This window comes from Curtobacterium sp. Leaf261 (genome assembly GCF_001422205.1).
Taxonomy (GTDB): Bacteria; Actinomycetota; Actinomycetes; order Actinomycetales; family Microbacteriaceae; genus Curtobacterium.
Genome location: NZ_LMMJ01000008.1, coordinates 125,235 through 150,406 on the forward strand (window position 1 = coordinate 125,235; position 25,172 = coordinate 150,406).

At 71.8% G+C, this 25,172-nt stretch carries 24 protein-coding genes and 1 tRNA gene; 17 read left to right on the top strand and 8 right to left on the bottom strand.

The genetic code is table 11. The features are described from left to right. The first annotated feature begins 44 nt into the window (after positions 1-44). Together ASF23_RS18825 and ASF23_RS08840 are read left to right on the top strand one after the other, a co-directional pair. The gene (locus ASF23_RS18825; RefSeq protein ID WP_055951993.1) at positions 45-1,496 is read left to right on the top strand and encodes a molybdopterin-dependent oxidoreductase; all 1,452 of its coding nucleotides are present in this window, start codon (positions 45-47) and stop codon (positions 1,494-1,496) included. After that, a complete protein-coding gene (locus ASF23_RS08840; RefSeq protein ID WP_055951997.1) occupies positions 1,493-1,972 on the top strand; it encodes a hypothetical protein in 480 nt (159 codons plus the stop codon). Before ASF23_RS18825 ends, ASF23_RS08840 begins: the two co-directional genes overlap by 4 nt. A 140-nt stretch (positions 1,973-2,112) precedes the next feature. On the opposite strand, the gene ASF23_RS18660 is transcribed toward ASF23_RS08840, so the two are convergent. The 6 genes from ASF23_RS18660 to ASF23_RS08870 all read right to left on the bottom strand — a co-directional run bounded on the left by ASF23_RS18660 (position 2,113) and on the right by ASF23_RS08870 (position 8,405). Then, a complete protein-coding gene (locus ASF23_RS18660) occupies positions 2,113-3,903 on the bottom strand; it encodes a GH25 family lysozyme (RefSeq protein ID WP_156364409.1) in 1,791 nt (596 codons plus the stop codon). A gap of 277 nt (positions 3,904-4,180) precedes the next feature. Continuing rightward, entirely contained in the window at positions 4,181-4,849 is a 669-nt protein-coding gene (locus ASF23_RS08850) for a class I SAM-dependent methyltransferase (RefSeq protein WP_055951999.1), read from the bottom strand. After that, entirely contained in the window at positions 4,846-5,487 is a 642-nt protein-coding gene (locus ASF23_RS08855) for a TIGR04282 family arsenosugar biosynthesis glycosyltransferase (RefSeq protein WP_055952000.1), read from the bottom strand. The genes ASF23_RS08850 and ASF23_RS08855 overlap by 4 nt, the downstream gene beginning before the upstream one ends. After that, positions 5,484-6,281: a glycosyltransferase family 2 protein gene (locus tag ASF23_RS08860; RefSeq protein ID WP_082473971.1), complete on the bottom strand. Its 798-nt coding sequence runs from the start codon at positions 6,279-6,281 to the stop codon at positions 5,484-5,486. The genes ASF23_RS08855 and ASF23_RS08860 overlap by 4 nt, the downstream gene beginning before the upstream one ends. 97 nt (positions 6,282-6,378) lie before the next feature. Continuing rightward, positions 6,379-7,470, bottom strand: a complete 1,092-nt coding sequence (locus ASF23_RS08865) for an NAD-dependent epimerase/dehydratase family protein (RefSeq protein WP_055952004.1) — start codon at positions 7,468-7,470, stop codon at positions 6,379-6,381. Continuing rightward, positions 7,467-8,405, bottom strand: coding sequence for an MTAP family purine nucleoside phosphorylase (locus tag ASF23_RS08870; protein WP_055952008.1), 939 nt, complete (start codon positions 8,403-8,405; stop codon positions 7,467-7,469). The genes ASF23_RS08865 and ASF23_RS08870 overlap by 4 nt, the downstream gene beginning before the upstream one ends. A 156-nt stretch (positions 8,406-8,561) precedes the next feature. On the opposite strand from ASF23_RS08870, the gene ASF23_RS08875 reads away from it, so the two are divergent. The 12 genes from ASF23_RS08875 to ASF23_RS08930 all read left to right on the top strand — a co-directional run bounded on the left by ASF23_RS08875 (position 8,562) and on the right by ASF23_RS08930 (position 21,189). Further along, positions 8,562-9,854: a molybdopterin molybdotransferase MoeA gene (locus tag ASF23_RS08875; protein WP_055952011.1), complete on the top strand. Its 1,293-nt coding sequence runs from the start codon at positions 8,562-8,564 to the stop codon at positions 9,852-9,854. Beyond that, entirely contained in the window at positions 9,851-10,348 is a 498-nt protein-coding gene (gene moaC, locus ASF23_RS08880) for a cyclic pyranopterin monophosphate synthase MoaC (RefSeq protein WP_055952014.1), read from the top strand. The genes ASF23_RS08875 and moaC overlap by 4 nt, the downstream gene beginning before the upstream one ends. Further along, positions 10,345-10,893 (top strand): MogA/MoaB family molybdenum cofactor biosynthesis protein, encoded by a 549-nt coding sequence (locus ASF23_RS18665; RefSeq protein WP_235510840.1) that lies wholly within the window; start codon positions 10,345-10,347, stop codon positions 10,891-10,893. Before moaC ends, ASF23_RS18665 begins: the two co-directional genes overlap by 4 nt. Continuing rightward, positions 10,890-11,366 carry a molybdenum cofactor biosynthesis protein MoaE gene (locus tag ASF23_RS18670; protein WP_055952017.1) on the top strand — a complete coding sequence of 159 codons (477 nt, stop codon included), beginning with the start codon at positions 10,890-10,892 and terminating at the stop codon, positions 11,364-11,366. The genes ASF23_RS18665 and ASF23_RS18670 overlap by 4 nt, the downstream gene beginning before the upstream one ends. A 165-nt stretch (positions 11,367-11,531) precedes the next feature. Further along, positions 11,532-12,866, top strand: a complete 1,335-nt coding sequence (locus tag ASF23_RS08895; protein WP_156364411.1) for a flavin monoamine oxidase family protein — start codon at positions 11,532-11,534, stop codon at positions 12,864-12,866. A 51-nt stretch (positions 12,867-12,917) separates the two neighbouring features. Further along, on the top strand, positions 12,918-13,313 hold the full coding sequence (locus ASF23_RS08900; RefSeq protein WP_055952020.1) for a PLD nuclease N-terminal domain-containing protein: 396 nt from the start codon (positions 12,918-12,920) through the stop codon (positions 13,311-13,313). Positions 13,314-13,463: 150 nt separating this feature from the next. After that, complete coding sequence (locus tag ASF23_RS08905) at positions 13,464-15,356, top strand: ABC-F family ATP-binding cassette domain-containing protein (RefSeq protein ID WP_055952022.1); 1,893 nt, start codon at positions 13,464-13,466, stop codon at positions 15,354-15,356. A 13-nt stretch (positions 15,357-15,369) separates the two neighbouring features. After that, the gene (locus tag ASF23_RS08910) at positions 15,370-16,842 is read left to right on the top strand and encodes a four-carbon acid sugar kinase family protein (protein ID WP_055952025.1); all 1,473 of its coding nucleotides are present in this window, start codon (positions 15,370-15,372) and stop codon (positions 16,840-16,842) included. A 135-nt stretch (positions 16,843-16,977) separates the two neighbouring features. Then, positions 16,978-18,027, top strand: coding sequence for a 4-hydroxythreonine-4-phosphate dehydrogenase PdxA (locus ASF23_RS08915; RefSeq protein WP_055952028.1), 1,050 nt, complete (start codon positions 16,978-16,980; stop codon positions 18,025-18,027). Then, complete coding sequence (locus ASF23_RS08920) at positions 18,024-19,052, top strand: amidohydrolase family protein (RefSeq protein WP_082473972.1); 1,029 nt, start codon at positions 18,024-18,026, stop codon at positions 19,050-19,052. Before ASF23_RS08915 ends, ASF23_RS08920 begins: the two co-directional genes overlap by 4 nt. A 12-nt stretch (positions 19,053-19,064) precedes the next feature. Beyond that, positions 19,065-19,736, top strand: a complete 672-nt coding sequence (locus ASF23_RS08925; protein WP_055952031.1) for a GntR family transcriptional regulator — start codon at positions 19,065-19,067, stop codon at positions 19,734-19,736. Between the two features lie 115 nt (positions 19,737-19,851). Beyond that, entirely contained in the window at positions 19,852-21,189 is a 1,338-nt protein-coding gene (locus tag ASF23_RS08930; protein ID WP_082473973.1) for an MFS transporter, read from the top strand. 328 nt (positions 21,190-21,517) lie between these two features. Here ASF23_RS08930 and ASF23_RS08935 read toward each other — a convergent pair whose 3' ends face one another. Beyond that, positions 21,518-21,841: a hypothetical protein gene (locus tag ASF23_RS08935; protein WP_055952037.1), complete on the bottom strand. Its 324-nt coding sequence runs from the start codon at positions 21,839-21,841 to the stop codon at positions 21,518-21,520. Between the two features lie 2 nt (positions 21,842-21,843). After that, positions 21,844-22,338, bottom strand: a complete 495-nt coding sequence (locus tag ASF23_RS08940; protein ID WP_055952040.1) for a MarR family winged helix-turn-helix transcriptional regulator — start codon at positions 22,336-22,338, stop codon at positions 21,844-21,846. Between the two features lie 170 nt (positions 22,339-22,508). Between ASF23_RS08940 and ASF23_RS08945 the strand changes: the two genes are divergently transcribed. From ASF23_RS08945 to ASF23_RS08955, 3 genes are all read left to right on the top strand, one after another. Further along, positions 22,509-22,580 (top strand) — tRNA-Gln (locus tag ASF23_RS08945). A gap of 222 nt (positions 22,581-22,802) precedes the next feature. Next, positions 22,803-24,281, top strand: coding sequence for a sulfatase family protein (locus ASF23_RS08950; RefSeq protein WP_055952043.1), 1,479 nt, complete (start codon positions 22,803-22,805; stop codon positions 24,279-24,281). Between the two features lie 264 nt (positions 24,282-24,545). Then, complete coding sequence (locus ASF23_RS08955; protein ID WP_326998997.1) at positions 24,546-25,172, top strand: ABC transporter permease; 627 nt, start codon at positions 24,546-24,548, stop codon at positions 25,170-25,172.

Sequence of the window (25,172 nt, forward strand, 5' to 3'; positions counted from 1 at the left end):
ACGATCGGTGTCCTCACGGCCCGGTGGCCGCTCGGCATGGTTCCATGAACCTCGTGCACCGGCTCCTGAACGACGTCCGGCGAGGACTGGCCTCGCCGAACCGCAACGCGCGCTCGGCCGTGGTCCTCGGACGACTGCTCGGGCTCGCCTTCGTGGTCTGCTTCGGGACCGGTCTCTACAGCCACTTCCTGCAGGAGCCGCTGCCGTGGATGCACTTCCCGACACGCCCCACGCAGCTCTACCAGCTCACCCAGGGCCTGCACATCACGGCCGGCATCGCGATCATCCCGCTGCTCCTCGGCAAGCTCAACACCGTCATGCCGGCACTGGCGCAGGACCCGCCCGTCCGCGGCCTGCTGCACCTGCTCGAGCGGGCCTCCATCGCGGTGTTCGTGTCCGCGGCGATCGTCCAGGTGATGACCGGTCTCGTGAACACCTACCAGTGGTACCCGTGGCCGTTCCCCTTCAAGCAGACGCACTACGCCCTCTCGTACGTGCTCATCGGCTCGCTCGCCATCCACATCGGGGTGAAGCTGCGGATCATCGCGCGCTACTGGCGGAAGCGTGACTCCTACGACACCGACGGTCGGTTCGTCGAGGACCGGACGGTCGGCAGCGAGCTCGTCGCCCCGGTCCTGGCCGACGATGCGCGTGCACCCCGCGGGCTCACCGGCCGCGTGATGCGGTGGATGGACGGGGCCGCGGACGCGACCCAGGTCGAGACGCAGGCCGAGCGGGCGGACGCGGCGCGGGCCTCCCGGCTGGCGGACGACGAGCGTGCGTCCGCGCCCGACGTCACCGGCGAGGACTGGATCGCGGACGCGCCGGTCTCCGAGGGCGTCGAGCACCTCCCGGTCAGTGACCCCGCTCCCGACCCCGTGCGCGTCGGACGTCGCCAGCGACTGGCGCGACGCGGGTTCTTCGCGGGGATCGGAGCCGCGGTCGCCGGTGTCGTCGTGCTGACGGTCGGGCAGTCCAACACGCTCGGCGTGCCGTTCAACGTGTTCGGTCCCCGTCAGCGTGGGATCGGGCCGAACGACCTCCCGGTGAACCGGACCGCGAAGGCCGCCGGGGTCCTCGAGACCGCGATGGCCGATGACTGGGGCCTCACGATCGCGGGCAACGGGATCCGCAAGCGGTTCTCACGCGACGACCTCCGCGCGATGGGCCTGGTGGACGCCGACCTGCCGATCTCGTGCGTCGAGGGCTGGAGCCAGATGGGGTCCTGGCGTGGCGTTCGGATGCGCGACGTCGTCGGTCTCGTCGGAGCGCCGCCCGCGTCGCGGGTCCGGGTCACCAGCCTCGAGCAGCACGGCGGCTACCGGATCATGGACATGGGGCCCGAGTACACGTCCGACCCGACGACCCTCATCGCCCTCGAGCTGAACGGCTCGGACCTCGACATCGACCACGGGTACCCGGCGCGCATCATCGCGCCCGGGCGCCCCGGTGTGCTGCAGACCAAGTGGCTCGCGAGCATCGAGGTGATCTCGTGACCGCCGCGGAGTCGCCGTCGGCCGTCGACCGTCGGGTCCGGGTCGCCCGCATCGTCCTCGTCTGGCTCGGCGTGCTCGTCCTGGCGTTCGGCGCGTACACGATGGTGACGACGCTCAAGCCGAACCGGATCTGGGGACTCGCGACCTGGCTCCTCGGAGCGGTGGTCCTGCACGACGCGATCCTGTCGCCGTTCATCGTGCTGGTCGGCATCACGCTCCGGCGGACCGGCCGAACCGTGCGGACCTGGATGCTCGTCGTCGTGCAGGCGGCGATCGTCCTCGGTGCCGTCCTCGCGGTGACCGTGCTCCCCGAGATCGCGGCGAAGCACCACGGCGTCAAGAACCCGACGGTGCTGCCGTTCGACTACACGTTGCGCTTCCTGGTGGTCGAGGCGGTGCTCGCCGCGGTCGTCGTCGCCGTGCTGGTCGTCGGCCGCGTCGTGCGACGCCGAGGCTCCGGGGCCCGACCGAGCTGACCGCCGAGCGGGCTGACCGCCGACCGGGCTGACCCCGCCCGGTGCCCGACCGCGCTGGCCCCGGCCGGTTCCGCACCCGGACGACACGAGGACCCCCGCCGTCCCCGAAGGGTGGCGGAGGTCCTCGTGTCGTCGTCCTGCTACCGGTTGCTCGTCCCGGTGCTCCAGATGGCGACGGCCCCGCGGTAGAGCACCATGTTCCCGTCGTTCTGCACCACCAGTCGGTTCGCGGCGGAACGGCTCGTCCCGGTCGACCAGATCGCGGTGTTCGACGCGTTGTACAGCACGACGTTCCCGTCGGTCTGCAGGTCGATGCGAGCTCCGGAGCCCGTTCGCGACGTCCCGGTGGACCAGATCGCCCGGTCACCGCTGTAGAGGACGAAGTTGCCGTCGGACTGCAGCACCACGCGCTTCGCGCCGTTCGGCGAGTGCAGGTACTGGCCCGCGATGAACTTCGTGCCCGGGACCGCGGAGTCGGCACCCGGCGCGCCACTGTGCCACTTCACCGAGGAGTCGGCCGTGATCGCGAGATCGCCGTCGTCCTGGATGCTGACCTTGGTCGCACCGCTCCGACTGGTCCCGCTCGACCACAGCGCGCGGCCGGACGCGTTGTAGAGGACGAAGTTGCCGTCCGCCTGCATGACGACCGTCGAGCCCGGGTTCCGGCTGGTGCCGGTGGACCACAGCGCACGCCCGTTGCCGTAGACCACGAGGTTGCCGTCGGCCTGCATGTTCATCGTGTACTGCTTGTTCGACGATGCGAGCTGCTGCCCGCCGTAGAACGTGCCGACCGCGGAGAGCGATGTCGTGGCGTTCGGCAGCACGGGTGGGGTCGCGGGTGGCGCGGGGGTGACCGTGGCCGACTCCGCGTTGCCGGTCCTCGCGAGCTGGCTCAGACCGTTCGCGGTCCCGTTGAACGTGTCGAGGTCGACGTTCCCCCCGATGCCGGGGACGCTCCCGCTGGAGCTGTACTGCCACAGCGCGTACTTCGACCACGCGGCGGGCAGCGTGCCGGCGCCCGAGGACAGCGCGGCGGGGTACCGCGCGATGAACAACGGGTTCGACCCGAAGGCCGCGTTGTTCCCGGTGCAGGTCCGCCACCAGTCGGTCGTGGTGTAGATCGCCGGCCAGATGCCGGTCCGGGCCTTCATGGTGTTCGAGAAGTCACTGATCCACTGCACCATCGCACCCTGCGACAGGCCGTAGCAGGTGTTCGTGCCGTCCGAGCCGGAGTACGGGTTGTACTCGATGTCGAGCAGCGGGGGGAGCGTCTGGCCGTCTCCCGACCAGCCGCCACCGTTGTTCATGAAGAAGTTCGCCTGCGTCGCCCCGCTCGACTTGTTCGGGACCGCGAAGTGGTAGGCGCCACGGATCATGCCGACCTTGTACGAGCCCTGGTACTGCTGGCTGAACTGCGAGCTCGTGTACGTCGTCGACTCGGAGGCCTTGATGTACGCGAACTTCGTCCCGGAGTTCGCGACCGACTGCCAGTTGACACCCGTCTGCCAGGCGCTGATGTCGATGCCCGGGATCCCGGGGACGGAGCCCTGCGCGACGGCTGCGCGGAGGAGTGGCCGCGTGACGGTCGCCGCCTCCTTCGGGATCGTCGATCCCATCTCGTGGTTGCCGGCGGCGTTCTGCTCGGCGAGCGTCGGGTCCGTCGTGGTGTCCTCCGTCGACGCGGATGGCGTCGACGCGGATGGCGCCGTGGTCGGAGCTGCACTCGGTGACGCGGTCGTGCTGGACGACGGCGTAGCGCTCGGCGACGCGGTCGCGGAGGTGCTCGGCGTCGCCGTGGGGGTCGGTGAGGCCGCGGTCGCGACCTCTGGAGCGGAGAGGGTGACGGCGTTGGCCGGCCCGACGGTCAGCGCGATGGTCGCGCAGATGGTCGTCGCGACAGCGGCGAGGCCCACCTTGGTTCTGGGTTGCACGAAGAGACTCCCTGATCGAGGGCGACAGTCCCCTGTTACCGGCGCCCACTCGAGAGTAAGCGAGGAGTTGTCGAGCGCAGTACCCCCAACCGGGTGTGTTCGCGGTCCCTGTGCACGATGCGATCCAGGCGGCGATCAGGCCCCGTCAACGGGACACTCCGGCGAGATCCAGGCCGTTCCCGGGGCAGATCCACCAACCCCATCGGCATCACCAACATCACCAGCACCACGAACTCGATCGAGTCCGGCGGCTGCGCCGGAAGCCGTCGGACCTCGGTCAGGCGATGAGCTCGGTGAACGCCCTGCCGCCGGAGACCCACGACGCCCGGGCCACGAGCCCTGCGGACGCGGCGTGCCGGAGGAGCGTGAGCCGTCCGACCTCGGCCCAGGGGAACGTCCCGCTCGCCCGGCCGTCCGCCCCGATGATCGTGGCGTCGAAGACCCGATCGACGTCGTCGTCCGGGTTCGTCTCGACCACGACGCGGCCCTGGGTCCTGACGATGTCCCGGCACCGGCGGAGGAGTCCTTCGGGATCCCCACCGATCCCGATGTTGCCGTCGATCACGAGTGCGGTGTCCCAGTGTCCCTCGTCCGGGACCGGGTCGAACACGGAGCCACGGACGGCGTTCCCGCCACCGCGGTTCGCGATCGAGACAGCCACCGGTGAGACGTCGATGCCGAGTGCCGGGACACCGATGTCGGCTGCGGCGAGCAGCATCCGACCCGGACCGCACCCGATGTCGATGACCGGGCCGTCGACGCCGGCGAACAGGGACCGGTCGACGTGGTCGGCCGGTGCGGACCAGCGGCCGACGTCGAAGGTCACGACGGTGTCGGGGCGGTCGGGGTCGGTGAGTCGGATGTGTCCGTCGGTGCGGAGGGCCTCGGCGTACGGTTCGTCGCCGCCGGCTCCGAAGGCCGAGCGGGCGGGCTGGACGTCGGTCATCGGAGCACCTCCGTGGTGGTGGCGGTCTCGAGCGCCAGTGCGAAGCGGGAGCCGGGGACGAGATCTGCGACGGTCACGGCGTCGTCGATCGTGTCGACGTCGAGGAGCTCGTCGAGGACGCCGACCCGGAGTCCGGCCGCGCGGAGTCGCTCGAGCTGCCGAGCGCCGGTGTCGTCCCGCGACATCGGCACGCCGCGGACCAGGTCGCCGTCGGGCTCGCGGAGCCAGAGGCCCCAGAACCCGCCGTCGGACGCCGGCCCGAACCAGGCGTCCCGACCGGGATCGCCGGCACCGTCGGACCCGAACACCGGTGCCACGTGCGACGCGGTGAGCTGCGGGGTGTCCATGCCGACGAGGAGCGTGGGCTCGTCGACCGCGTCGAACAACGCCGCGATCCGCTCGTCGAGGTCGCCGGACACCTGCGGCATGATCTCGAAGGACTCGGTGCCGGCCGGGGCGTTCGTGCCGTCGAACAGCAGGATCCGTCGCGTCGCAGGCATCTGCAGCACGGCGTCGATGGTGTGCGCGAGGCTCGCGGCGGCGACGTCCGCGGCCGCGTCGAAGCCGATCGCGGGCGCGAGCCGGGTCTTGACCTTGCCGGGCACGCACTCCTTCGCGATGAGGGCGACGGCCGTCACGAGCGGACCCCGGCAGCGCGGGTCGGGTCCGACGCGGGGTCGGCGGGACGCTCGGGAGGCGCGGCAGCGGTCACGGGACCGGTCGCGTCCGCGACGGGGCCGGGTGCGACCACGCGGCCGCGGGCCTCGTTGCGGTAGCGGCGCAGCAGCCGCGACATGTCCTTGACGGCGTTCACGGTGCCGCGGAGCGTGCCGGTCACCTTGCTGTCGCCGATGCGCTGGGCGTACCCGATGTCGGACTCGTCCACGCTCCAGCCTGCCCGGTGTGCCGCGAGCACCATCTCGAGCGGGTACCCGCTCCGGCGGTCCTGCAGGTCGAGGGCGACGAGCGCGTCACGGTGCATCGCGCGCATCGGGCCGAGATCGTGCAGTCGGTAGCCGGTCGCGCGGCGCATGAGGAACGCGAGCACGATGTTCGCGAAGTGCGCGTGCGGTGCCCAGGCGCCCGCCCCGGTCGGGCGGCGACGTCCGAGCGCGAGGTCCACGCGTCCGGAGGACACCCGGTCGACGAGCATCGTGAGTTCGAGCGGGTCCATGGACGCATCCGCGTCGCAGAACGCCACGATGTCGGCCGTGGCGGCGGCGACCCCGGCCGCGCACGCGGACCCGAAGCCCTTCCGCGGTTCCGTGACGACCATCGCACCGTGCGCCCGGGCGACGTCGGCCGAACCGTCGGTCGAGCCGTTGTCGACGACGATCGCGCGGTAGCCGGACGGCAGGCGGGAGAGCACCCGGGGGAGTGCCTCGGCCTCGTCGAGACACGGCAGGATCACGTCGACGTTCATGCTGGTCATTCGGAACGCTCCTCGTGATCGGTGGCTCGGCACGCGGGCGATGGTGCCCGGAATGTCTGATGCAGCATGCTACGGGGCGGACCCTGGCAACTGCTCGTCACCGTTCGACGACGGCGGCGCGGAGGGGGGCGTCGCGGAACTCCCGCATGCCGTCCTGGAACCCGACCGCGGCACGCCACCCGAGCGCGTCGGCGATCCGCGCGCTCGATGCCGTGACGTGACGGACGTCGCCGAGGCGGAACTCCCCGGTGACGACCGGCTGTGGCCCGTCGGGTCCGGCGATCGCGGCGGCCATCTCGCCGATGGTGTGGACCGCTCCCGAGCCGACGTTGTAGGCCGCGAAGCTGTCCGGGTCGACACGACCGGTCGCCTCGACGGCGGCGAGGTTCGCGTCCGCGACGTCGGCGACGTGCACGAAGTCCCGCCGCTGGCCGCCGTCCTCGAACACGCGCGGCGACTCGCCCCGCGCGATCGCGGAGCGGAAGAGCGACGCGACACCGGCGTAGGGGGTGTTCGCAGGCATGCCCGGGCCGTAGACGTTGTGGTACCGGAGCGCGATCGCACGGCCACCGGTGGCACGCGCCCACGAGGACGCCAGGTGCTCCTGGGCCGCCTTCGTCTGGGCGTAGACGTTCCGCGGGTCGAGGGCGAACGCCTCGTCGATGAGCTCCGGCCGCAGTGGCTCGCCGTCGGGGCCGATCGGGTCGAATCGTCCGGCCTCGAGGTCCTCGCGGCGGCGTGCCGGTGGCCTCGTCGGGTCATCGCTCGACGTCCGGTACGCACCCTCGCCGTAGACCACCATCGAGCTCGCGACGACGAACCGGTCGACGCCGGCGCGGTCCATCGCCGCGAGGACGGTCGCGGTGCCGAGGTCGTTGCTCGAGACGTAGTCCGGCGCGTCCTGGAAGTCGACGCCGAGGCCGACCTTGGCGGCCTGGTGGCAGACGACGTCGATGCCGCGGAGCGCTCCGTCGAGGGCATCGCCATCGCGGACGTCGGCGCGCACGACCTCGACCCCGAGGGCGTCGAGGGCCTCCACCGCGATGGTCGGGTCGCCGTGGACATCGGGGCGGAACGAGTCGAGGACCCGGACGGCGTACCCGCCGGCGACGGCACGACGGACGATCTCGGAGCCGATGAACCCGGCGCCGCCCGTCACGAGGAGGCCCGTCCTGCCCTCGGCGCTCACGCGGTGACCTGCCGAGCGAGGACCTCGGCCGTGGCGGAGGCCGGGACGAGCTCGCGGGGTGCGTAGTCCTCGGGGATGCCGGCGACGATGGACTCGATCGCGCGGACGATGGTGCGGTTCGCCTCGGCCAGGCGGTCCATCACGAGCTGGTGCGTGACGGCGGTCTCGGCCTGTCCGGCCTGCTGGGCCTGTCCGGCCGGGGCATCCGCCGGACCGCCGGCTGTGTCGTCGGACGCTGGTCGTGCCTCCAGGCCGTCCTCGTCCTCGGCGGGCGCGAGCCCGGCGTCGGCGTCCGTCACGAAGGACAGGTTGACCGTCCCGATCCCGAGCTCCGCCGCGAGCGGGACCTCGGGCGACATCGTCATGTTGATGGTGTGGCCGCCGGCGTTCCGGAGCCAGATCGACTCCGCACGCGTCGAGAAGCGCGGACCCTGGATGACGACGCAGGTCCCGGTCGGCTTCGCGTCGATGCCGAGCGCCTCGAGCGCGTCACGGGCGGTCCGTCGGAGCACGGGATCGAAGGGGTCCGCGAACGACAGGTGCTGCACGCTCCCCGCGTCGAAGAAGGTGTCCTCGCGACCCCACGTCCGGTCGATGATCTGGTCGGTCAGGACGAACGTGCCCGGCGCGTAGTCCGGGTGGAGCCCGCCGACCGCGCTCGAGGACACGAGGGCCCGGACACCGAGGCTCCGGAGCGCCCAGACGTTCGCGCGGAACGCGATGCGGTGGGGCGCGACGGAGTGCTCGCGCCCGTGCCGGGTCAGGAACGCGACGCGGCGACCGGCCATCGTGCCGATGCTGATCGGACTCGACGTCGGCCCGAACGGCGTGGCGACGTCGACCTCGGTCGCGGTGCCCTCCTCGAAGAGGGAGTACAGGCCGGAACCGCCGATCACCCCGATCGTGACGGGGGTGGTGATGGTGGAGTTCTCCACAGACAATTGGCGTCCTCTCCGCGGTGGGCGTCGTGCTCGCTACGCTACCGATGGGCGTTCGGCAACCGTTCGGAAGGCCCTCAGCAACCAGCGACGAACCTGGTGCGGACGCGGTGCATCGTGCTGCGGGGACCGTGCGGGAGAGGAGTGGTGCGGATGCCCACGATCGACGACCACCGCGCGACCGTCGCCGCGCTCGTCGCGCCGGCGCTCGACGCACTGCGGCGGAACGGACTGGAGGAACGGCTCGTCGACGACCTCGTGGACGACGCCGGGGCTGGGGCAGGGCACCGCGTGCTCGGTCGCGCGGTCGCCACACCGATCGACCTGCCGCCGTTCGACAACAGCCAGATGGACGGGTTCGCGCTCCGGTCGACCGACGCCGGCGTACGGCTCCGCGTCGGGCGACCGATCCCGGCCGGGGTGGTGCGGCGCTCCCTCGCGGTGGGTGAGGCGGCACCGATCATGACCGGCGCCCCGATCCCGGACGGTGCCGACGTCGTCGTCCCGGTCGAGGCGTTCGGCGTCCGGTTCCCGGCTGCGCTCGACCTTCCCGAACTCACAGCACCGGTCGGCCTCGTGCCGGGGACCTTCGTCCGGACGCGCGGCTCCGACCTCCCCGCCGGCGGTGTGCTCGCGCCCGCCGGTGCCCCCGTCACACCGGCGCTGCTCGGTGTCCTCGCGGCGGCCGGCGTCGAGCGCGCGGGACTCGTGCGTCGACCGAGGGTGCTCGTCGTGTCGACCGGGTCCGAGCTCGCAGCGCCGGAGCCCGCGACTCCGAGTCCCGCGACTCCGACTCCCGCGACTCCGGGGCCGGGGATGCCGTCGGGCTCGGCATCCACCATCGGCGACGCCAACGGCACCTCTCTCCGCGCGGCACTCGCCGAGGTCGGTGCCGCCACGCGCGCCGTCCGCGTGCCGGACGACGTCGACGGGTTCCTGGGCGCCGTCACCGACGCCGCAGACGGCTGGGCCGACCTCGTCCTGACCACCGGCGGCATCAGCATGGGGGCGTACGAGGTGGTGCGCGAGGCGCTCGAGCCCCGCGGCCTCGTGGTGACGAGCGTCGCGATGCAGCCGGGTGGTCCGCAGGCAACAGGGACGGTGGTGCTCGGGGACTCGACGCTCCCCGTCATCGCGTTCCCCGGCAACCCCGTCTCGGCCCTGGTGTCCTTCGAGGTGTTCCTCCGGCCGCTGTTCGCCGCGCACGCCGGGATGCCGTCCGACCGTCCGAGCATGACGCTCCCCGCGGCCGATGCGGCGCCGTCGCCGGCAGGCAAGCACCAGGTCCGCCGCGGTACCGTTCGCGACGGCCGCGTGTCCTTCGTCGGCGGTGCGAGCTCCCACCTGCTCGCCCACTACGCCGACGCGACACACCTCGTCCACGTGCCGCTCGGTGTCGACCGCGTCGAACCGGGCGACCCCCTGACCGTCTGGAGCATCCGATGACGAACGACCTGTCCCACGAGCGGGCGGACGGCCTCTCCCACGTCCGGGCGGACGGTTCGGCGCACATGGTCGACGTCTCCGCCAAGGAGGTCACCGCGCGCTCCGCCACGGCGACCGCCACGCTCGTCACCCGCCCGGACGTCGTCGCGCGCATCCTCGACGGCTCGTTGCCCAAGGGCGAGGTGATCGGCACCGCACGGATCGCGGCGATCATGGCCGTCAAGCGGACCTCGGACCTCATCCCGCTCTGCCACCCGCTGCCGATCGCGGGCGTCGAGGTCGACATCGTCGGTGCCGACGACCGTGTGACGATCACGGTGTCGGTGCGGACCACCTCGCGCACGGGTGTCGAGATGGAGGCGCTGACCGGTGCGAGCATCGGGGCGCTGACGGTGTACGACATGGTGAAGGCCGTCGACCGAGCGGCCGTGGTGACCGACGTCAGGGTGCTCGAGAAGCACGGTGGCCGGTCCGGCGACTGGAGTGCGGCATGAGCCCCGACAGCAGCATGCATGGAGCAGGGAGCGGTGACCGGGGTCGCGCGGCGGTCATCGTGGTGTCGACGCAGGCCTCGCGCGACGTCGCCCTCGACACGACCGGACCGGTGATCACGGCCTGGCTCCGGGAGCGGGGGTTCTCGCTCGACAGCGCGGTGATCGTGGCGGACGGCGGGCCGATCGCGGAGATCGTGGCCGCCGAGCTCGCGGGGGGAGCGCGTGTGGTGATCTCGACGGGCGGCACCGGTGTCACGCCCTCCGATCGCACCCCCGAGGCCGTCGGACCCTTCATCGACCTCGAGATCCCCGGGATCATCGAGGAGCTGCGTCGTCGCGGGACCGACGTCGGCGTCCGGTCCCTGCTCACCCGCGGGGTCGCCGGCCTCGGCGCGGGAGGAGCATTCCTCGTGACGCTGCCCGGGTCGCGCGGCGGGGTCCGGGACGGCCTCGACATCATCGACGGGCTGCTCGACCACCTGCTCGCGCAGGTCGAGGGCGAGGGGCACGCGCCCCGGGGGCAGCGGACCGGGGAGTCCGCGTGACGCCGGCCGGAGGCGGACCGGCTCCGTTCCTCCCGTCCGGTGACGGCGGCGGCGCGGTCGCGCTGGCCGACGTCGTCGACCGCCCGGTCACCGTGGCCGAACTGGAGGCACTGGTCGCCACGAGCGCGGACGGTGCGGTCGTGACGTTCGCCGGCGTCGTCCGCGACCACGACGGCGGCAAGGGCGTCAGCGCGCTCGGCTACGAGGCGCACCCGACCGCCGGTGACGTCATCCGGTCCGTCGCGGCCGCGATCGTCGCCGAGCACCCCGACGTGCGCATCGCCGTCCTGCACCGGGTCGGAGACCTCGTCATCGGGGACGTCGCCCTCGCCTGCGCGGTCGCGGCACCGCACCGGGGCCAGGCGTTCGCGGCCTGCGCGGCGCTCGTCGACCTGGTCAAGGACGAGGTCCCGATCTGGAAGCACCAGCGCTTCGCCGACGGCTCCGACGAGTGGGTCGCGGCGGGAGCCTGACGCCCGCTCTGGCGCCCGCGCCCGCGCCCGCGCCCGCGTCTGGCGCCCGCGCCCGCGCCCGCGCCCGCGCCTGGCCCGCGCCGGTGAGCGGTGCCGAAGTATCGGGTGGGCGACTCGAGGCGACCGTTGGGCACTTCTCGTGGACGGCGCGGGCAGAATCGGACCGTGACTGAACTCGACACGATCGTCGTCGGTGCCGGTATGTCCGGCCTGACCGCCGCGCGCAGCCTCGCCGCCTCGGGGCAGCACGTCGTCGTGCTCGAGGCCCGGGACCGGATCGGCGGACGGACCTGGACGGACGACGACCTCGGCGTGCCCGTCGACCTCGGGGCGTCCTGGATCCACGGCATCGACGGCAACCCCCTGACCGTCCTCCGCGATGCGTTCGGCATCGAGAGCTCGGTGTTCACCGTCGGCAGCTTCCAGCCGGAGGGGTCGATCGCCATGCACGCCCCGGACGGTTCACGGCTGAACGCGTTCGAGCAGCGCCGGTGGGTGGACGACGTCGCGACGACCGACGTCCGGCTCGAGGCCGTCATCGCGCACGCACCCGCAGGTACGACCTACGCCGAGGCGGTCGACCTCGCGCTCGCCGACCTCGGGTGGGACGACGAGCGAGCGGCCCGCGTGCGGGAGTTCATGGGCCACCGCGTGGAGGACCTCTGCGGCGCGACGAGCTCCGCGCTCGACGCGCACGGCCTCGACGAGGAGCACGTCCCCGGGGACGAGGTGGTGTTCCCCGGCGGGTACCGGCAGTTCGTGGAGCGCATCGCCGACGGGCTCGACGTCCGGCTCGGGCAGGTCGTCACGCGGGTCGAGCGGAGTGCCGCGGGGGTGGTCGTCCGGACGCAGGACGGCGCGGTGCACCGGGCGGCGCAGGCCGTGGTCACGGTGCCGCTCGGCGTGCTGCAGTCGAGGAGCGTGACGTTCGAGCCGCCCCTGCCGTCGGCGAACCAGGGCGCGATCGACCGGCTCGGCATGGGCGTCTACGACAAGGTGTTCCTGCGGTTCCCGTCGGTGTTCTGGGACGAGGACTCGGACGTCATCCGGCGACAGGGTCCGGACATCGCCTGGCACTCGTTCTACAACCTGACCCGGGCGACGGGGGAGCCCGTGCTCGTCGCGCTGGTCGGGGGGCCGTCCGCGCGTGCACTCGAGGACCGGGCGGACGAGGACATCGTCGCCGCGGCGCTCGACGCCCTCCGCGAGCTGTACGGGGACGCGGTCGGCGAGCCCGTCGCCACGAGGACCACCCGGTGGGCGCACGACCCGTTCGCACTCGGGTCGTACTCGTTCCTGGCGACCGGGGCGGCGACCTCGGACCCCGACCTCGTGGCGGAGCCGATCGACGGTGTGCTGCACCTGGCCGGCGAGGCGACGTTCGCCGACGAACCCGCGACCGTGCACGGGGCCCTGCTGTCCGGGCACCGGGCCGCGGAGCGGATCCTCGGGCGTCCCATGGACCTCGCGGTGCTTGCGACGCCGCTGCCCGTGCCCTGACCCGCGACCGGGGGACTGCGGCGGTGTCCAGCCGCTCCATAGAATTCCCGGGTGACCCTGTTCTACGGCATCCAGCTCCTGCTGCTGATCACCGCACTCATCGACGTCATCGTCCGCGACCAGTCGCAGGTCCGGTACCTGCCGAAGTGGGCCTGGATCCTGCTGGTCATCCTCCTTCCCGTCGCCGGCGCGATCATCTGGTTCGTCGTCGGGCACGACTGGCAGGCCGGACCGCGGAACCACGGCCGGTACCTCGAGCCGAACCGCCGCGAGGACCGGTTCGCGACCCTCGGCGACGCCCGGGCGGCGCACGGGTCCCAGCGGGTGTCGTCGACCGAGCAGGAACTCGCGGCGCTCGAGGACGAGATCCGGTTCTACGATGCACAGGCGCGCCTCAAGCGTGCCAAGGAGGCCGCGGGCGAAGCCGAGCCGACCTCGGGGAGCTGACCCGTCCCTCCAGTCCGGGTCTCCCGTGCGCCGGATCGCACCACCATCCGCGCATCGCACCACCGGCGAACGGTGGTGCCATGCGCCGGAACTGCTGCCATGCGTGGGAAACAGGGCGGGGCGCGCAGCGCGACCGCCTACCCTTGACGGGTGGCACACCTCCTCGGCGCAGAAAACCTCCATCTCGAGTACCCGACACGGGTGATCTTCGAGCGCGTCTCGATCGGCATCGACGAGGGCGACCGGATCGGCGTCGTCGGCCGGAACGGCGACGGCAAGTCGACGCTGATGTCCCTCCTCGCGCAGCGGATCGAGCCCGACGACGGCCGGGTCACCCAGCGCCGCGGTGTCACGATCGGCTTCCTCGACCAGCGCGACGACCTGCCCCTCGGCGAGACCGTCGGCAGCGTCGTCGTCGGCGACCGCGTGGAGCACGAGTGGGCGGGTGACGCCAAGATCCGCGACGTCATCTCGGGCCTGGTGTCCGACATCGACTGGTACGGCCTCGTCGACGACCTCTCCGGCGGACAGCGTCGGCGGGTCGCGCTCGCGCGGCTGCTCGTCGGCGACTGGGACGTGCTGTTCCTCGACGAGCCGACCAACCACCTCGACGTCGAGGGCATCGCCTGGCTCGCCGAGCACTGCAAGCGCCGCTGGTCGGCGAACTCGGGCGGACTCGTGGTCGTGACACACGACCGGTGGTTCCTCGACGAGGTCTCGACCACCACGTGGGAGGTCCACGACGGCATCGTCGAGGCGTTCGAGGGCGGGTACGCCGCGTACGTGCTGCAGCGGGTCGAGCGTGACCGGATGGCGAGTGCGTCAGAAGCCCGACGACAGAACCTCATGCGGAAGGAGCTCGCCTGGCTCCGCCGCGGCGCCCCCGCACGCTCGACGAAGCCCAAGTTCCGCATCGACGCGGCCAACGAGCTCATCGAGAACGAGCCTCCCGTCCGCGACAGCGTCGCGCTGTCGCAGATGGCGACCGCTCGGCTCGGCAAGGACGTCGTCGACCTGCTCGACGCCGGCGTGCAGTGGCCGGGTGCCGACCGTCCGGTCCTCGAGCACGTCGAGTGGCGGATCGCCCCGGGGGAGCGGACCGGCATCCTCGGACCGAACGGTGCGGGCAAGTCGACGCTCCTCGGCCTCGTGTCGCAGAAGGTCCTACCGACGTCCGGCAAGGTCAAGACCGGCAAGACCGTGCAGATCGCGATGCTCGACCAGCAGCTCGCGGACCTGCAGCAGTTCGCGAACGACCGGGTGCGCGAGGTCGTCGCCCGGAAGAAGACCAGCTACATCGCCGACGGCAAGGAGATGACGCCGTCGCAGCTGCTCGAGCGCCTCGGTTTCAGCTCCGCGCAGCTCTCCACGCCCGTCAAGGACCTGTCCGGCGGGCAGAAGCGCCGGCTGCAGCTCATGCTCATCCTGCTCGACGAGCCGAACGTGCTCATCCTCGACGAGCCGACGAACGACCTGGACACCGACATGCTCGCCGCGATGGAGGACCTGCTCGACTCCTGGCCCGGCTGCCTGCTCGTCGTGTCGCACGACCGGTACCTGCTCGAGCGGGTCACCGACCAGCAGTACGCGGTGCTCGGCGGGCGGCTGCGGCACCTGCCGGGCGGTGTCGAGGAGTACATGGCGGTCCGAGCGGCCGGTGGCGTGACCGGTGGGGTCGGGTCCGGGTCCGGGGGCGGGGGTCGGGGTTCCGCAGGTGGGTCCGGTTCCGCTGGTGGTTCCGGCTCCGGCGGTTCGGCCGGGAGGCCCGGGGCAGCGTCCGGCGGGTCCGCCGCGTCCGGCTCGGCGTCGGCTCCGACCCTGACGGGTGCCGACCGTCGCACGGCCGAGAAGGAACTCTCCGCACTCGACCGCCGCATCAAGAAGGTCGGGTCCGAGCGCCAGGGCGTGCTCGACGCGTTCTCGGCGCACGACCCGAACGACTTCGCGGGCCTCGGCGGCCTGCAGGCCAAGCTCGGGGCCGCCGACGCGGAGCTCGAGACCCTCGAGACCCGGTGGCTCGAGCTCGCCGACGAGCTGGCGTAGGGGACGGAGCACGATGTCCGAACAGGATGCCGGGACCAGGGGTCTCGCCGCTGCCGTCGCCGAGTCCGGGCGGCGGATCGTGGTCATCGACGACGACCCGACCGGCAGCCAGAGCGTCACCGGGCTGCCCCTCGTCACCGCATGGTCGGACGACGACCTCGCGTGGGCGTTCGACCAGGACGCCCCCGGGTTCTTCGTCCTCGCGAACACCCGGAGCCACCAGCCGGCTGAGGCGACACGCATCATCCGGGAGATCCGCGCCGGGGTCGCGCGGATCGCGGCCGCGCGTGGCGAGGACTTCGTGCTCATCAGCCGGGGCGACTCGACCCTCCGCGGACACTTCCCGCTCGAGACCGACGTGCTCGCGGGGACGGAAGCCTCTGACGGGCGTCCGGTCGACGCGATCCTCCTCGTCCCGGCGTACCCCGAGGCAGGCCGGATCACCGTCGACTCGGTCCACCTCGTCGAGCGGGACGGCGTGCGGACCCCGGTCGGGGAGACGGAGTACGCCAGGGATGCCACCTTCGGCTACCGTTCGTCGGCCCTGCCCGACTGGGTCGAGGAGGTCACCGGCGGAGTCGTCCGGGCGGCCGACGTCGTGCGCCTGACGCTCGACCTGATCCACCGCGACGGTCCCGACGGTGTCGCGGACGTCCTCCGGGCCTGCAGCGGCGGCAGTGTGGTCGCGGTCGACGCCGTCGACGAAGAGGACCTGCGCATCGTCGCGCTGGGCGTGCTGCAGGCCGAGGCGGACGGCGCGCGCATCCTCACCCGGAGCGGTCCGACCTACGTCCGGGCCCGCTGCGGCCAGGAGCGCACCGGCGCACTCGCCGACACCGACCTCGAGCGGGCATTTGCCACCGCGCCGGACGGACATGGTCTCGTGGCCGTCGGGTCGCACGTCGGGACCACCGGCCGCCAGCTCGCGCAGCTGCTCGACCAGGGCGGGATCGCGTCCGTCGAGATCGACCTGCCCCGGTTCCTCGCGGCGTCTCGGGACACGGGCGCGGCGTTCCAGGACGCCGGGCCGGCGTCCGGCGGGACCGGGGACGGCGCGCCGGCGTTCCAGGCGCTCGTCGACGAGGCTGCGGACGCGGCGGCATCGCTGCTCGCGGAGTCCGACGTGGCCGTGATGACGAGCCGCGAGGTCGTGCACGGGGCCGACGCCGCCGAGAGCCTCTGGATCGCCGGGGTGGGGTCGCGCGCGCTCGTGGCCGTCGTCCGCGCCGTGCTCGACCGCTCGGCGCCGTCGTTCGTCGTCGCGAAGGGCGGCATCACCTCGAACGACGTCGCGACGGGTGCGCTCGGCATCCGGCACGCCGAGGTCGTCGGCACCGTGCTCCCCGGCATCGTGTCGCTGTGGCGGCCGGTCGGCGGTCCGTCCGCAGGGGTGCCGTACGTCGTGTTCCCGGGCAACGTCGGTGACGACGCTGCCCTCGCGCAGGTGGTCGCGCGCGTCCGGGACGCCGCCTCGTACCGGCGCTGACGCAACGGTACTGACGCACCGTGCGGCACCGCGTCTCGTCTTGACTTTCCGCGATCGAGGGCGGATCGTGTAGGAAACACGATCGACGGTGTCGTCGCTGCACCCTGGTGTCGCCGCACCAGAAGGAGCGCACCCATGCCGGCCACCGACGCCACCACCTCCGTCCGCCCCCGTGTGGCGCTGACCCTCGGGGATCCGGCGGGGGTCGGCCCCGAGCTCGCGGCCCGACTGCTCGCGGACCCGGCGAACCTGACCAAGGCCGAGGTCTACGTCCTCGCCGACCGGGCCGAGCTCGACGCCGCAGCCGCCGTCATCGGCGTGGACATCCCCCTGAGCGACGAGCCGCGCCCGGGGTTCGCCACGCTGCTCGACGACGACTCCCGCGGGGACGTCGTGATCCCGCCGCGTCAGGTGAGCAAGGAAGCGGGGGACCGCGCGATGCACCAGCTGCTCCGTGCGATCGACCTCGCGAACGCCGGCGAGGTCGGCGCGATCGTCTTCACACCGCTCAACAAGACGAGCCTGCACCTCGGCGGGATGCACGAGGAGGACGAGCTCCGCTGGTTCGCGAAGCAGCTCGGACACACGGGCGTGACGAGCGAGATCAACATCATCCCGGGCATGTGGACCGCGCGCGTCACGAGCCACGTCGGCATCCGCGACGTCGCCGCCCGCGTCAAGGCCCCCGCCGTCACCGACGCGATCCGCCTGTTGCACGAGCTGCTCCACGACTCCGGGATCGACGCACCCCGGCTCGGTGTGTGCGCACTCAACCCGCACAACGGCGAGAACGGGATCTTCGGCCGCGAGGAGATCGACGAGATCGCTCCCGGGGTGGCCGCAGCCGTCGCCGAGGGCATCGACGCGGCGGGACCGTTCCCGTCCGACACCATCTGGCTCGGCGCGAAGGACCGCTACGACGGCATCGTGACGATGTACCACGACCAGGGGCAGATCGCGATCAAGCTCATGGGCTTCGACGGCGGTGTGACGCTGCAGGGCGGCCTCCCCGTGGTCATCGCCACGCCGGCGCACGGCACCGCGTTCGACATCGCCGGCCAGGGCATCGCGAGCGTGGCGTCGAGCCAGAACGCGTTCGACATCGCCATCGCGATCGCCGGACAGCGTGCCGCCCGCGCAGCGCAGTCCGGAGCGGATGCCGAGCCGGCCCAGTCCGCCCGATGACCGCCTACGACGGGCCGATCGTCGACGCGCACCACCACTTCTGGGAGCCGCGACTCGGGTACCAGCCGTGGCTCCGTCCCGATGCCGCGATCCCGTTCCGGTACGGGGACTACACGAGCATCAAGCGCGACTACCTGCCGCCGGACCTGCTGCGCGACGCCGCGGGGTTCGACATCGTGGGGACCGTGACGATGGAGACGGAGTGGGTCGAGTCCGACCCCGTCGGCGAGGTCGTCTACACCGAGGGCATCGCCCAGCGGTACGGACTGCCGACTGCGAGCGTCGCCCATGCACGGCTGCAGGACGACGACGCCCGCGCCGTCCTCGAGGAGCTCGCCGAGCACGACCTCGTCCGCGCGGTCCGACAGAAGCCCGGTCAGGCGTCGTCAGCGGACCGTGCCGCGGGCTCCAGGACGCTGCTCAGCGACCCGGAGTGGGAGCGGGGGTTCGCGGCGCTCGCCGACGTCGGCCTGGACTTCGAGCTCCAGACCGCGTGGTGGCAGTTCGACGAGGCGGTGTCGCTCTTCCGGCGGTACCCGGAGATCGCGGTCACGATCAACCACGCGGGGCTGCCGTCCGACCGGTCGCCCGACGGTCTCGACGGCTGGCGTCGCGCGATGTCGACCATGGCGGAGCTCCCGAACGTCAGCGCGAAGATCAGCGGCATCGGGGTCCCCGGCATGCCGTGGACGGCGGCGAACCAGCGCGAGGTCGTCGAGGGCGTGGTCGCAGCGTTCGGCACCGACCGCGTCATGTTCGCGAGCAACTACCCGGTCGACTCGCTCACCGCGACCTACGCGGAGATCTACGGCGGGTTCATCGAGATCACCGCCGGATGGTCCCGCACCGAGCAGGAGACCGCCTTCGCGCGGAACGCCGTCCGCGTCTACCGGCTGCCGGAGCGGATCCTCGATCCCGCGGCGGACCCCGATCCCGCGGCGGACGCAGGTGCCACGGCGGACGCAGTTGCCGCGGCGGCGGACCCCGATCCCGCGGCGGAGACCGACGCCGGTCTGTCGGCATGACAAGCTTCCTCCATGCCCGAGTCATCCCTCCGCAAGCCCCGCCGGCTCTCCCTCGCCGACGGGGTCTACGACGAGCTCATGACGAGGCTCTTCGACAACTCCCTGGACCCGGGCGCATCCCTGAACATCGACGCGCTCTCTCGCGAGATGGACGTCTCGCCGACACCGATCCGCGAAGCGCTCGCCCGGCTCGAGTCGACCGGGCTCGTCACGCGTGCTGCGCTCCGCGGCTACCGGGTCGCCCCGGTGCTCTCACCGAAAGAGCTCGGTGACCTCCTCGACGCGCGGCGCGTGCTCGAGTCCGAGAACGCCGAGCGTGCTGCGACACGGGTCACCCCGGTGTTCCTCGCCGACCTGACCACGCTGATCGAGCACCTCGCCGCCGCGCCGACCGGTCCGACCTTCGCCGAGTACCACTCGTACTGGGCCGCGGACGAGCAGTTCCACGACCTCATCGCGCGGCAGGCCGACAACGTCTTCCTCTACCGCGCCTTCGAGGCGCTCGGCGGTCAGGCGCAGCGCTTCCGGCTGTTCGGCGGACTCGGGGTGAGCGACGCCGAGTGCGCGATCGCCGAACACAGGCAGATCCTCGAGGCGCTCACTGCCGGAGACGCGGCTGCGTCGAGGTCTGCGATGCTCCACCACGTGGGGAACGTCAAGACCCGCGCGCTGTCGGAGATGTGACCCAGCCGGGTTGACGCATCGCCCGATGAGAGCGATCCTATAGGAACTACGATGTAGGACCGATCGTGAGCAGAGCGATCGCCCCCGCCCCACGGCCCGACGATGGAGTCCCCGAATGAGCACAACGACGTCCGCCCCCCGCTCCAGAGTGCGCTGGAAGGTGTTCGGCTTCCTCTGGATCCTCGTGGTCCTCAACTACATCGACCGTGCCGCGCTGTCGATCGCCCTGCCGTTCATCAGCAAGGACTTCGACCTGACGCCCGAGCTCCAGGGTGTGCTGCTCGGGTGCTTCTTCTACACGTACCTCGTGTTCCAGATCCCCGGCGGTGTCCTCCTCGACAAGCTCGGCGCACGGAAGGTCATCCTCGCCGCCGGTGCGCTGTGGGGCGTGTTCCAGGCGCTCGGCGGGTTCGCGTCGAGCGGCGTCGCGCTGATCCTGCTCCGCCTCGGGCTCGGTGCCGCCGAAGCGCCGATCTCCCCGAGCAGCGCCAAGCTCAACAGCGCCTGGCTGCCAGCCAAGGAGCGTGCCCGCGGAGCGACCTTCGTCGACGCGGCCAGTCCGTTCGGGGCGGCGGTCGGTGGTCTCGCCGTCACGGCACTGATCGGCGTCTTCGGATCGTGGCGCGAGGCCTTCGTCATCACCGGCGTCCTGACGGTCATCATCTCGATCGTCTTCTACCTGTACCTCCGTGACACCCCTGAGCAGCACAAGGCGGTCAGCCCCAGCGAGATCGAGTACATCCGCGGCGAGGAGGACGTTGCCGACGCCATCGACGACCGCCTCCTGCCGAAGGTCAGTGACTACGTCCGCTCGAGGTCGTTCTGGGCGATGATGTTCGGCCGCCTCGGGTGGGCGACGGTGTGGTGGGGCATCATCTCGTGGACGCCGACGTACCTGTCCGAGGCGATGCACTTCGACCTCGGCGCGCTCGGCTGGGGCACCTTCGCGGTCTACGGAATGGGCGTCCTCGGGCAGCTCGTCGCCGGGTACACGGTCGACAAGTGGCGGTCCGCGACGACCCGGTACAACCTCGTCATGAAGACGGTGTTCGGCATCTCGGGCCTCGGCACCGCGGTCGCCGTGTTCAGCCTCCCCGCGATCAGCAACGGCTACACGGCCGTCGTCGCGCTCGGCATCGCGGTGTTCTTCATCAACTTCGGCGGGCTCTACTGGGCCATCCCCGCGTGGCTCGCGCCGAAGCAGCAGGTTGGTCGGATCGGTGGCGTGATGAACGTCGCGTCCTCCGGCGGCGGCGGGCTCGCCCCGGTCGTCATGGGCTTCGCGATCGCCGCGAGCGCCGGGAGCTTCGCCGGGTCCTTCGTGTTCCTCGGCATCTCCGCCACGGTCTACCTCGTCGGTTCGCTGCTCATCAACTACGAGCGCCCCCTCGCGCATGCCCGCCAGGACCGTCTCGACGCCGACCGCCCGGAGGAGCGCGCAACCGCGCGCTGAGCAGCCCGGCCCGCCGTCACCCGGGTTCTGTCGCTTTCGTCCCAAAGCGACAGATTCGCCCGAAAGCCCGGCGCATCTCGTCGCTGTGCGGCCAAAGCGACCGACCGCAACCGACCGGAGGAGCGAGCGAGCACTCGCTGAGCAGCCCGGCGCGCCGGAGCCGGCGGCGCACCCGCGGACTGGAGGGACGGTGCGGCCCCGCACCGTCCCTCCAGTCCGTCCGCGGCGCCTGTCGCTTTCGACCCAAAGCGACACGTTCGCCCGGAACTCCGGCGCATCTCGTCGCTTTGCGCCCAAACGACCAACCGCGGCCGGCAGTCGAACGGGCTCACCCCCGCAGCTGCCCCCACCCGAACGTCGACTCCGCGATGAAGTCCTGCAGGTCGCTCCGGAGCCGCCCGGCGAACTCGGCGTCCGACTCGCCCGGACCGCCCCCGTCGAACACGACCGCCATGCTGCTGCCGTCGGCATCGCGGAAGCGCAGCAGAGCCTCGGTGATCGGAGCATCGGCCGCGAGCGTCCGCCCGTTCCAGTCGACGACGGCGATGTCCACGACGTCGAGCTCGTCCGCCGCGAGGAGCTCGGCGATGACCGGCTCGACCAGCCTCGGGTACTCGTCGGCGAGGAACGCCCCGACGGTCTGGGAACGCACCCTCAGTCCCCGAGCTCGATGCTCAGGGTCCGGAGGAGCCCGGCCAGCTGGGAACGGTCCGCCTCGGGCAGTGCCGCGAGGATGTCCGCCTCGGCACGGACCAGCCCCGCGATCGCCGCGTCCACGGCACCCCGCCCGTCGCTCGTCAGCGCGACGAGGATCCCGCGGCCGTCGTGCGGGTCCGTCCGCCGCGAGACGAGCCCCCGCGCCGCGAGCCGGTCGACCCGGTTCGTCATCGTCCCGCTCGACACCAGCGTCTGCTGGAGCAGGGACTTCGGGCTCAGCTCGTACGGGGCACCCGCGCGGCGGAGGGCGGACAGCACGTCGAACTCCCACGACTCCATGCCGCCGGCGCTGAACGCGGCCCGGCGCGCGCGATCGAGGTGGTGCGCGAGTCGCCCCACCCGGGAGAGCACGTGCAGGGGCGCGAAGTCGAGATCGGGACGCTCACGGTCCCACGCCGCGACGATGCGGTCGACCTCGTCCTCCTGCGGCATCCGTCCATCATCGCCCATCCGCGCGTGCGGTGGGGGAGGCGGTCGCATGATCCGGACTGGAGGCACGGTGTGCGCCCGCCCCGTCACCTGCGGTCTTCGGGTGCGGGGCGGAGTCGGGTCGTGCCTCCCGGCCGGCGTGGAAGAATGGTGCGGCGCCCGCGAGGGTGCGGTCCGCCTTGGTGTAACGGCAGCACGACAGCCTTTGGAGCTGTTAGGTCCAGGTTCGAATCCTGGAGGCGGAGCTGTCGGGTGCCCCGCTGGTTCCGGACCTTCGAATCCTGGAGGCGGAGCTGGCCCACCCCGCCCCACCCACGCCTTACACGATCCTCACCGGATCAGCGTCGCCGCCGCACACGCACCCTGTTGAGTCCGACCATGCGCTGCGGTCTGCGCGGTGATCCCGAGGCCACCGCGCCCACCGCGCAGACCGCAGCGCAGCGAGCCGACAGGAGACGTGCGACGACATGACCACCCGCAGACGACGCTGGACCGGAGCCGCGGCGATCGCCCTCGCGATGATGCTCCTGGCAGCCTGTTCCTCCACGAACGGCATCCACCCGAGCCCGAGTCCCACCGCGACGGCAGCCTCCACGAAGCCGAACATCGTCTTCGTGCTGACGGACGACCTGTCGATGAACCTCATCAGCCACATGCCGCATGTCGAGGCCCTGCAGCAGGCGGGCCGGACGATGGGCAAGTACTACGTCGTCGACTCCCTGTGCTGCCCGTCGCGATCGGCGATCTTCACGGGGGAGTACCCGCACGACGACGGGGTCTTCACGAACTCGGGTGACGACGGCGGGTACGACGCCTACAACAGCAACGGCGATGCCCGGAAGAGCTTCGCGGTGTCACTGCAGAAGGCCGGCTACACGACGGGGTTCATGGGCAAGTACCTGAACGGCTACCAGCCGACCGACCCCGCCGCCGAGGGATGGGACACCTGGGACGTCGCCGGCAACGGCTACCCGGAGTTCGGCTACACCCTCAACGAGAACGGCAAGCAGGTGCGGTACGGACACACGCCGAAGGACTACCTCGTCGACCAGCTGAGCGCGAAGGGTGGCTCGTTCATCGACGCGTCGGCGAAGTCGGGGAAGCCGTTCATGCTCGAGGTCGCGACCTTCGCGCCACATGCGCCGTACACGCCGGCACCCCGGTACGCGCGGGCAGCCAAGGGGGTCGCCTACCCGAAGACGCCGGCCTACGACGCGAGCCCGACGGACCCCGTCTCCTGGCTGGCGGACCGGCCCCCGCTGACGAGTGGTGCCCAGAAGAAGCTCGCCGGCAACTACGACAAGCGGATCGAGGCCGACATGGCGGTCGATGACATGATCGGCCACCTCGAGAGCCGGCTCAGGGCCGCCGGTGTCGCGCAGGACACCGACATCGTGTTCAGCTCGGACAACGGCTACCACATGGGGGAGTACCGCCTGCTCGCGGGCAAGCAGACGGCGTTCGACACCGATGTCCACGTGCCGTTGATCGTCTCCGGCCCGGGCATCCCCGCCGACACGAACAGCGACGCGCTCGCCTCGAACATCGACCTCGCCGCGACGTTCGAGTCCATCGCGGGTACGACGCCGGCATCCACCGAGGACGGCGTGAGTCTCCTGCCCGTGCTGCAGGGGCGGACCCCGGCGAACTGGCAGCAGGCGGTCCTCGTCGAGCACCACGGCCCGGACGACACCCCGGGCGATCCGGACGCGCAGAGCGAGCGGCACGCCGATCCGCCGTCGTACGAGGCGGTCCGCACCGCCGACGCCCTCTACGTGCTCTACGCCGACGGCGAGCAGGAGTACTACGACACCCGTTCCGACCCGGACGAGCTGCACAACATCGCGGCGCAGGGGGTGCCACCCGCGCTCCCGACCGCCCTGCGGGCGATGCAGGGCTGCCACGACGCGACGGCCTGTCAGGCCGCGGCCCGGCTCTCGACCTGACCGGGCGCGGGGCTGCCGACCTGACCGGAGACGGACTGGAGGCACGGTGCCGGACCGCCACCGAGCCTCCAGTCCGTCAGATGGGTCGCGATCCTGGTCAGAACCGTCGTGCGGGGCATACCCTCGGGCGCACGCAGTGCGCAGGCGGACGAACGTTCCGTTCGTCGCCCGTCCGCTGAGGATCGGGAAGCTGCCCTGAACTGGATCACCGCGAACTTCGGTCTCATCTGGAGCCTCACCGTCACGCACGCGGCGCTGGCTGCCGTGCCCGTCGTCCTTGGCTTCGCGGTCGCCGTGCCGCTCGGCTGGGTGGCGAACCGGTGGCGGCCAGTCCGATCGGTCATCGTCGGCGGCGGCAGCCTGCTCTACACGATCCCGTCCCTGCCGCTCTTCGTGATCCTGCCCTACCTGCTCGGCACCCGCATCACGGATCCGGTCAACATCGTCGTCGGGCTCTCCGTCTACGCGATCGCCATCATGGTGCGCCTGGCGTCCGACGCGTTCGCCGCCGTCCCCGCAGACGTCGTCGACTCGGCCACCTCGGTCGGGTTCTCGGCGTGGACGCGCTTCTGGTCGGTCGAGTTCCCGCTGGCGGGCCCCGTCCTCCTCGCGGGGATGCGGGTGGTCTCCGCGAGCACCGTCGCGCTGGTCTCGGTGGGTGCCCTCGTCGGTTCCGCCAACATCGGTTTCCTGTTCACCGACGGGCGACAGCGGCAGTTCCTCGAGGAGATCCTCGTCGGCGTGGTGGCGAGCCTCGTCATCGCACTGGTCTTCGACACGGTCCTCGTCGTGATCGGGCGCCTCCTCATGCCGTGGGCGCGTCGCACCCCGCGGCGGTCGCGGCGGGTGCAGCGACGAGCCGCGCTGGCGACGATCGAACCGGGGGCCTGA